Source organism: Okeania sp., assembly GCF_983059655.1.
The window spans coordinates 1-7,393 of sequence record NZ_CEZPJD010000385.1 but is presented as its reverse complement, the minus strand read 5'-3'; the positions used below and the strand labels follow the sequence as shown (position 1 = coordinate 7,393).

Here is a 7,393-nt window from a genome sequence, read left to right as displayed (position 1 = left end):
TGAAACAAAAATTAGCAGATGCTCTGTATGTAGACCCTAGTGAAATAGTAGAAGACCAAAAATTTATAGATTTAGGTTTAGATTCTATAGTTGGAGTAGAATGGATAACTGCAATTAATCGGCATTATGGATTGGAGATTAAAGCAACTAAACTATATGATTATCCAACATTGCTGGAATTGACAAATTATCTGGCTCAAATCTTATCAAAACAAGAACAAGTACCTGCAGAAATACCACAACCCAAAACAGACATAAAAGAATCCGTCAGTAACTCAGAAGAAAAACTAAAAGAACAGTTACGCTCAATACTTGCTCGAGTAGCTAAAAAAGAGTTATCTGCTCAAGCAGCAAATCAAATGATTCAAGAATTAAAACAACAAACCAAAAACGACGGTAACAAAGAAGATGAAGTAGGGCAGCAATTAAAACAACAACCCAAAAACGACGGTAAAAAAGAAAAAGTATTGGAGCTGGTTAAAAAATATACTCGTGAAGTAGCACCAGAACTAGAAGAAGTTCCCCTAGGACCAACACATAGTTTGAAAAACTTAGGCATTGATTCAGCAAGCAGGGCAGAAATTATTATGATGATCATGGAAGAATTATCTTTAAATATCCCACGTATTGAATTAGCTGGAGCCAATAATATAGGAGAACTAGCTGAAATATTTGCAGCTAAGTTATAAATCACTTATGGAAAGGAAAAGCAACATCGAAATAACTGGGATGGGTATAGTTACTTCCATTGGTCAAGGAGTAACAGCTTTCAAAGAAGCTCTGTTTTCTGGCAAAACTCAATTTGATTATCTCAAACGACCAGGACGTGAAGGTGCTAAACCATTTATAGGAGCAGAAATACCAGAAGTCGATGTCCGTTCTCTGCTCCCAGAATATAGTAGTATCCTACGCACTGCTAGTTGGAGTGGACAGATAGCAACCCTAGCAGTATCCGAAGCTTGGCAAGACGCTAAGTTGGTTAATAGCAAAGTCAACCCCGAACGTATTGGGTTAGTAGTAGGTGGCTCAAATGTGCAACAACGTCATCAACAAGAAATCTGGCAGCGCTATCAATCTCGTCCTCAATTTTTACGTCCAACTTATGGACTTACAGTTTGGGATACCGACATCATGGGTTTGCTATCTCAGTGCTTTCATGTCCAAGGAGAAGGTTACAGTGTAGGTGGTGCATCTGCCAGTGGAACAGTAGCAATAATTCATGCAGCTCGTCAAATTGTAGCAGGTGCTACAGATATTAGCATCGTTTTAGGATCGTTATTTGATATTTCAGGTTATGAATGTCACGGACTAGCAAATTTGGGAGCAATGGGTAGCGAACGTTTTGCCGATCGCCCAGACCTTGCCTGTAGACCATTTGACCAAGACCATGATGGATTTATTTATGGAGAAGGCTGTGGAGTGTTAGTCCTAGAGAGAAGTGACCACGCTCAACAAAGAGGAGCAGTTTCCTACGGAAAGCTGATGGGTTGGGGATTTAATTTAGATGGAAATCGTAGTCCTGAACCTTCTCAAAAAGGAGAAGAACGAGCCATGACTGCTGCTTTAGAAATGGCTGAGTTGCCACCAGAGGAGATATCCTATGTAAATACTCACGGTACCAGTTCTCCTCTAGGTGACAAGACAGAAGTAGCTGCTTTAAAATCTGTGGGACTGAGTAATTGTTTAATCAATTCCACAAAATCTTTAACTGGTCACTGCTTAACAGGTGCTGGGGTTGTGGAGGCGATCGCTACTCTAGTACAAATGAACTATGGTTTTTGTCATCCTACTCATAACTTAGTTAATCCTATCGATCCCACCCTAAGTTGGGTCAAAGAAACTGCTATTCAAGCAGAGATTAAGTATTCTATAAGTAACAGTTTTGCTTTTGGTGGAATTAATACAGCTTTATTAATAGGAAAATTATAGTGGTAGTATTGCTACGGTGGTAAATTTACGTTAAGATTATAAAGAAATCATGTACTTCTACGGTTGAAGATTTGAATGTCAATGTAATGCTCTCTAAGCATAATCTACTTCTATCCCCTCTCACAAAGTAGAGAACTATAGTTGTAGGTAATAAATTCAAGCTTCAACTAGAATACAAAACTCAGTGGTATAGTTCTGAATTGATATTAGCTCCTTAGTTTTTTCCATCTTCTAAGACTGGTTATAGAGGCGATCGTATATATAGATACGCCATTAATCCCGATCGCCTTTGATTGTCCTCAATATGGTTTGTTTATAGAACCCATGATATGCAAATATCAAGAGTGAGGGATGCAGTAGACCTGACTGTTGATGCCTGTAGAGGTCTTACTGCCGACAGTAACCCTAGAAGCAGGAAGTAAACATTAAAATGTCACTAATTGTGAGGTTTTATATCGGTTTTGTAAATCAGCCTCTTACCATAAAATAAAAATCAAACTAAGGAAAACTCATGGAACAGGTTGGGATTGAAGCCCTCAATGTATATGGAGGCTCGGCTAAAATAGATGTGCGAATGTTAGCAGAGGCACGTCAATTAGATACGACTCGCTTCGATAATCTAATGATGAAAGAGAAAACTGTGGTGATGCCTTACGAAGATCCAGTTTCTTATGCAGTTAACGCAGCCAAACCAATAGTGGATAGCTTGAGCGATCTTGACAGAAAAAGCATAGAAATGGTAATAACCTGTAGCGAGTCTGGCATCGACTTTGGTAAGTCAATGAGTACCTATATCCACGCTTATCTAGGACTTAGTCGCAACTGTCGTTTGTTTGAACTTAAGCAAGCTTGCTATTCAGGTACAGCAGGGTTTCAGATGGCATTGAATTTTGTGCTTTCTCAAACATCTCCTGGAGCTAAAGTCTTAGTTATTGCCACAGATATAACTCGGTTTTTACTTCAAGAAGGAGTAAATACTCTGGATGAAGATGCTGCTTTTGCGGAACCAAGTAGTGGTGGTGGAGCAGTAGCTATTTTAGTTAGCAATGTAGGCCGTGTTTTTCAGGTAGATGTAGGGTGTAATGGCTACTATGGTTATGAAGTAATGGATACTTGCAGGCCAGCTCCAGATTCAGAAGCAGGAGATGCAGACTTATCACTACTATCTTACTTAGATTGTTGCGAAAATGCCTATCAGGAATATCAAAACCGAGTAGAAGGAGTAGACTACGAGAAAACTTTTGATTACTTGAGCTTTCACACCCCTTTTGGTGGTATGGTGAAGGGGGCACATAGAAGCATGATGCGCAAGTTGAAAAGGGCAAAACCACAAGAAATTGAAACAGACTTTCAAAGAAGGGTGATGCCTGGATTAATCTATTGTCAACAGGTAGGGAATATTATGGGAGCAACATTACATTTATCCCTAGCTAGCACTATTGACAATGGAGAAATCAATAAACCTCAACGAGTGGGTTTGTTTTCTTATGGATCTGGGTGTAGTTCTGAGTTTTATAGTGGGGTGATTACACCAGAAGCAAAGGATATTCAAGCTAAACAAAGGATTTCAGGACAGTTAGCGGAACGGTGTTCTTTAAGTTTTGAAGAGTATCAGTATGTATTACATCAAAGTAATGCAGTTGCTTTTGGGACCAGGAATGTTACCGTAGACCAAAAACTACTTCCGAAAGTATGGCAACAAGTCGAAGGTAAGGGTAGGTTAGTTTTAAAGGAAATCAAAGAATTTCACCGAGAATATGAATGGGTATAATTATGGATTATCAAACCATAAAGGTAAACCATCAGTCTGCTGTATTAAGAATTCAGATTTATCGGCCTGAAGCAAACAACAGTGTTAATGAGCAACTTCTTCAAGAGTTATGGTCAGTTTACCAAGCTGCTGAAGTAGACTCAACAGTTAAAGTTGTAATTATGGAAGGGTTGCCCGATGTATTTTGTACAGGAATGGATTTTCAAGAAGCAGCACAAGTAAAAGACCGAGATTCAAAATCTAATGCTGAGGCTTTTTATAAAGTACTTAAACATATTTCCCAGAGTAGTAAAGTCTTCGTGTCACTGGTACGCGGTAGAGTACAAGCTGGGGGAGTGGGTATAGTAGCAGCAAGCGATATAGTTATTGCTGATGAAACAGTAACGTTTGTCTTATCGGAACTATTATTTGGTTTATTGCCAGCTTGTGTATTGCCATTTCTAATTCGGCGAGTTGGGTTTCAGAAAGCCTACCGTTTATCTCTGACTACTCAACAAATATCAGCTTCGGAAGCTTATAGTTGGGGGTTGATTGATGAATATGCCAGTGATACTAATAAGTTATTGAGTCAATATGTCAGACGACTGAGGTGTTTGCCATCTTCTGGGGTGAAAGAATTAAAAGACTATATTAATCAGTTATGGATAATAAAAGAAGAAACTCAAAATTTGGCTGTAAATAAGCTTTCTAGTTTAGTAGAAAATCCTGATATTCAAGAAAAAATTAAACGGTTTCAACAAGAGGGAGTATTTCCGTGGCAAATGTAAATCTTAATTTGGACTTAGTAAAGGGTAAATCCGAAGTAGTACAACTGTGGGAGTTGGGTAATGGTGTCGTGCAAATCACGATGAAAGATGAAGAAAACCGCAATACCTTTTCTCCCAGAATAGTTGAGGGATTATATGAATGTTTTGGTACAGTTGCTCAAAACAAAACTTATAAGGTAGTTATATTAACAGGTTATGGAAATTATTTCTGTTCGGGAGGAACAAAAGAAGAGTTAATCGGTATTTATAAAAAAGAAATTAAATTTAATGATTTAGATTTTTTTAGGATAGCACTAGATTGTGAAATACCAGTAATTTCAGCTATGCAAGGCCATAGTATTGGTGGGGGTTTGGTTTTTGGATTGTACGCAGATTTAGTTGTGTTAAGTCAAGAAAGTATTTACACAACTAATTTTATGAAGTATGGTTTTACTCCTGGCCTGGGATGCACATTTATTGTTCCTGAGAAATTAGGCGCGATAGGGTTAGAAATGATGTACACCGCCAAAAACTATCGAGGGCAAGAGTTAGCTCAACGGGGTGTTTCTTTTCCAGTTGTACCAAGAAAAGAGGTGCTAAAAGTTGCTAAAAAGATAGCTGATGAAATTGCGGAAAAACCAAGATTATCTTTAATAACTTTAAAAGAACATTTCAGAACAGAAATCGATAAAAAGCTGCCTGAATTTATAGACAAAGAACTGGCTATGCATAAAATAACTTTTCATCAACCAGAGGTAGCCAGTCGGATTGAAAAACTTTTTGGCAACACAACAATGGCAAGCAGTAACTCTCAAAGTTCAACTCAAGAACTTGTAAGAGAGGAAATACGAGCAGATTCATTGAATTATCAACCATTTCAGTTAAAGATATCTAGTTATGGTTTGTTAGATAATTTGACTTTGGCTCCTATGAAGAGGCAAATTCCAGGAGCAAATGAAGTCGAAGTCCAAATCAAATCAGTACCAGTTAATTTTCGAGATGTACTTAATGTCTTTGGTATGCTTCAAGAGCATAACGCAAAAAACTTGGGCATTAGTAATGCTGAAAGCATGACTTTTGGTTTTGAAGGTGTAGGTACAGTGGTAGCTGTGGGTGCAGGTGTATCTGAGTGGCAAGTTGGCAATGAAGTATTAGTCATAGGATTGCATGATGCCTTCAGTAGCTTTGTAATTTGCTCGCCAAATAACCTGGTAGCTAAACCAGATAATATCAATACAATAGAAGCTGCTACTATTCCTATAACCTTTTTTACTGCATATCACGGTTTGCATAACTTAGCTAAAGTTAATTCAGGGGAACGAGTGCTAATTCATGCTGCTTCAGGTGGCACTGGACAAGCTGCAGTTCAATTAGCTAAGTTTTTTGGAGCAGAAGTATTTGCTACGACAAGTCCACATAAGATGGATTTTCTCCGGAAACAGGGTATAAAATATGTGATGAACTCTCGAACTACGGAGTTTGCAGATGAGGTAATGGCAATTACTGAAGGACGTGGGATAGATGTTATTTTCAATAGTCTAACTCATGGAGAATATATCCCCAAAAATATAGATATTCTTGCTTCAGGAGGACGATATGTTGAAATTGGCAAGGTTAATATTTGGACTCACGATCAAGTTTATCGGAAGCGTTCTGATATAAAATATTTTCCATTCGATCTAGGGGAAGAATTTGCTAAAAATAATCAATTGTATTCTCAAATCTGGGAAAACTTAGGTCAATATTTTGAGCAAAATCATCTACATCCGTTGCCATATAAAGAATTTTCCATAGAAGATGTTATAGAAGCCTTTTACTATCTACGACGCAGCAAGCATTTCGGCAGGGTAGTAGTAGCTATGCCACAGTCATATTCTGGACAAAAAGATGTTTATCAGCTATCTAGTAAAGACCAAATGAGCAACCAGGAAGATATATTAATTAAATTACAATCAGGTCAAGTTTCCTTGGAAAATGCGGAACAACTATTACTAGGAAACACGGAAAAAGATATGCAAGAAAAACCTGTAGAACAGAATAAAATAGATGATATTCAAAACAATATAAACAATATTATGATTAATAATAACAATCCAGAGGACATATTATCTCTAATTAGTTCAGGAGAAATGTCTTTAGAAACAGCAGAAAAATTATTATTAGAAGAAGTAGTAGAGCCAGAAAAGAAAACAGAGATTAATGAGTTTAATCCTGGTCAGAAAGATATTGCAATTATAGGAATGTCATGCCGATATCCAGGAGCAAAAAACTGGAGAGAATTTTGGGATAATTTAAAGAATGGAGTTGATAGTGTAACAGAGGCTCCCCCCGGAAGATGGGAAGAAAATGATTGGTATCATCCAGACCCAGAGCATCCAGGTACTTCCTACAGTAAATGCGCTGGGTTTTTAGCAGAAATTGATAAATTCGATCCTTTATTTTTTCAGATTTCTCCAGGGGAAGCTAAGTTCATTGAGCCTCAACAAAGAATATTTTTAGAAGAAGCTTACCACGCCATTGAGGATGCTGGATATGCACCAGATACTCTCAAGGGAAAACAATGGGGAGTCTTTGTGGGTGCAGGTAACAACGGTTATTATAACAAGTTATTGTCAATGTCAGGATTAGATGCTCATCGACTGTCATTGACCGGAAATCTGCTGTCAGTTATACCAGCAAGAATAGCCTATTTCTTAGACCTAAAAGGGCCAGTGCTAGCTGTTGATACTTCTTGTTCTTCTTCTTTGGTGGCAATAAATCAAGCTTGCGATAGTATTAAAAAGGGAGAGAGTGAGGTAGCGATCGCTGGTGGTGTTTGTATTTTACCAAGCTCTGACTTTCAGGTAGTATCAAGTCAGTTTCAAATGGTATCTCCTGACGGTCGTTGTAAAACCTTCGATTCTTCAGCATCGGGTACAACTTGGAGCGAAGGTTGTGGTGTAGTATT

The 7,393-nt window shown here is 38.0% G+C and carries 5 protein-coding genes; all 5 read left to right on the top strand.

Annotation, left to right across the window (positions count from 1 at the left end):
• On the top strand, positions 1-689 hold a 689-nt coding region (locus AC3DU7_RS19950), incomplete at its 5' end, for an acyl carrier protein (protein ID WP_488041055.1).
• Positions 690-696: 7 nt separating this feature from the next.
• On the top strand, positions 697-1,929 hold the full coding sequence (locus AC3DU7_RS19945) for a beta-ketoacyl synthase N-terminal-like domain-containing protein (protein ID WP_488041054.1): 1,233 nt from the start codon (positions 697-699) through the stop codon (positions 1,927-1,929).
• A 511-nt stretch (positions 1,930-2,440) separates the two neighbouring features.
• Positions 2,441-3,700 (top strand): hydroxymethylglutaryl-CoA synthase family protein, encoded by a 1,260-nt coding sequence (locus AC3DU7_RS19940; protein ID WP_488041053.1) that lies wholly within the window; start codon positions 2,441-2,443, stop codon positions 3,698-3,700.
• Positions 3,691-4,467 (top strand): enoyl-CoA hydratase/isomerase, encoded by a 777-nt coding sequence (locus AC3DU7_RS19935; RefSeq protein ID WP_488041052.1) that lies wholly within the window; start codon positions 3,691-3,693, stop codon positions 4,465-4,467. Before AC3DU7_RS19940 ends, AC3DU7_RS19935 begins: the two co-directional genes overlap by 10 nt.
• Positions 4,455-7,393, top strand: a 2,939-nt coding sequence (locus tag AC3DU7_RS19930) for a polyketide synthase (protein ID WP_488041051.1), incomplete at its 3' end; no start/stop codon positions are given. The genes AC3DU7_RS19935 and AC3DU7_RS19930, both read left to right, overlap by 13 nt.